Annotated in this window: 2 protein-coding genes and 1 pseudogene; 2 read left to right on the top strand and 1 reads right to left on the bottom strand. The window is 53.6% G+C overall.

Annotation, left to right across the window (positions count from 1 at the left end):
* Positions 1 to 109 precede the first annotated feature (109 nt).
* Both ACNFCH_RS25780 and ACNFCH_RS25775 read left to right on the top strand, forming a co-directional pair.
* Positions 110 to 1,132: pseudogene (locus ACNFCH_RS25780) on the top strand (site-specific integrase); the annotation flags it as partial.
* The gene (locus tag ACNFCH_RS25775; RefSeq protein WP_416744486.1) at positions 1,110 to 1,748 is read left to right on the top strand and encodes a hypothetical protein; all 639 of its coding nucleotides are present in this window, start codon (positions 1,110 to 1,112) and stop codon (positions 1,746 to 1,748) included. The pseudogene ACNFCH_RS25780 and the gene ACNFCH_RS25775, both read left to right, overlap by 23 nt.
* A gap of 126 nt (positions 1,749 to 1,874) precedes the next feature.
* On the opposite strand, the gene ACNFCH_RS25770 is transcribed toward ACNFCH_RS25775, so the two are convergent.
* Positions 1,875 to 1,971: transposase (locus tag ACNFCH_RS25770; protein ID WP_416742713.1), on the bottom strand; the 97-nt coding region annotated here is incomplete at its 5' end.

Genomic DNA, 1,971 nt, shown 5'->3' with positions numbered 1-1,971 from the left:
TCTATAACCCTAAACGCCGACACAGCAGTGCTATGCAGCTGTCTCCAGTAGAGTATGAGAAACGCTATTTCCTGAGCTTGGAGAGTGTCTAGAAAACCAGGGGCGATTCACGTTCGACTATTCCGTCACGTTCCCGGGCTCCCCCAGGGCTGCCAAGTTCGCCCCGGAAACCAGCCAGGAAACGGTTGGTGGCTACTTAACCAAGTGGCTGGATGCAAAGAAGAAGCACATCTCCAGCAGCACTTTCGAAGGCTATCGAAAAATCGTGGAGTTGCGGCTTGTACCTGCCCTGGGCCACCACCTTGTCCCAGCGCTCAAGCGGAAGACGATCAAAGACTGGCTGGACAAGCTACAGGTCGGCAACAAGACCCTGAGCAATATCCAAAGCTGCCTGCGGTCCGCTCTCAACGACGCGGTCGACGAGGAACTGCTCGATACGAACCCGCTGGCCGGCTGGACATACGCCCGGAAGGAGGCTCCGCCGAAGGAGGACGACGTGGACCCGTTCACACCAGAAGAGCAGCAGGCAATTCTGGCTGCCCTTAGCAGCCAGGCCAGAAACATGGTGCAGTTCGCGCTCTGGACTGGTCTTCGGACAAGCGAGCTGGTTGCGCTGGATTGGGGTGATGTGGACTGGGTGCGGGGTGAGGTGATGATCAGCCGCGCAATGACCCAAGCCGCAGGCGGAGAAGCCGAGGTGACCAAGACGGCGGCAGGCCGGCGTTCAGTGAAGCTGTTGCGCCCCGCCATGGAAGCGCTCAAGGCGCAGAAAGAGCATACCTTTCTGGCTGACAAAGAGGTTTTTCAGAACCCGCGCACCCTCGAGCGCTGGGCCGGCGATCAGCCGATACGCAAAACTATGTGGCACCCCGCAATGAAGAAGGCCGGGGTCCGGTATCGGCGCCCCTACCAGACCAGGCACACCTACGCATCGATGATGCTTTCGGCAGGAGAGCACCCGATGTGGGTAGTCAAGCAAATGGGGCATACTGACTGGACCATGATAGCCCGCGTCTATGGTCGATGGATGCCATCAGCAGACGTTGAAGCGGGATTCAAAGCAGAAAAATTTTGGTCATCAGCTCAAACGGAAAAAGGGGGTAAGCACGTTGGAACAAAGCCTGGAAACTAAGGAGCTTTTCTATGCGGTCGCCAACATATATCCAGAGTTGAATGCACAGGTCAGCTTTATCGAATCCACCTCTTTTTCGAAGCCGCCCGAAGAGAGCCTGAGGGAAGCAGGAATTGAGTTTGATTCAATTCTTCGTTTCAAAGACCCTTCAATACCATCCTTAAGCGAAGTCGGATATACCATGGCCAACGCTGGAGGATTCGCTACGAATTACGTCAAGAACGACATTTTAGGAACCGCCATATTTCTTGATCAAGCACCCGCTGGAATTACAGAGGTTGAAGCTCCGAATATCTACTGGGCTCTACAAACAGTTCTGCTTCATCACGAGTTAATGCACGCTAAGGACTTGTACCTACAGAAGAATTTCAACATGTCAAATATGACAGTAAGTCTAGTGAAGGCGGAGATATATGCAGATGTGACGACCCTGCGTTTTTTTGAAAAACACAAGAAAGCTGGAGGCGAAACCTATAGAAACCTGTACGCTGCGGGCATTCTCGGGCGCGAGGACTCCGCAGTCTATAAGCAAATTTTCAAAGGCATCACCAAGAGCTTTCCCGAGGTTCAGTTGCGAGCCTGGGCGTCCATGAGCGTGTTACCTCCCGTACAATGACAACATTATGGCAGCCTTGATGCTGCAGCCCGCGATAATCAAGGGTTAGACGCGGGTTCAAATCCCCCCGGCTCCACCAAACACGCAAAAGGCACCTGGTCACCCAGGTGCCTTTTTTTAGGTTCTTCACGGATTGCCGGGAAAGTCATTCTTGATCTTCATGAAGAAGAATTCGCTGTCCCGGTAGCCGTAAGCCATCCGTTTGATGACCTTGATCCGATTG

Source organism: Pseudomonas sp. NY15354 (genome assembly GCF_048068075.1).
Classification (GTDB): Bacteria; Pseudomonadota; Gammaproteobacteria; order Pseudomonadales; family Pseudomonadaceae; genus Aquipseudomonas; species Aquipseudomonas guariconensis_C.
This window is presented reverse-complemented; position numbering and strand designations above follow the sequence as displayed.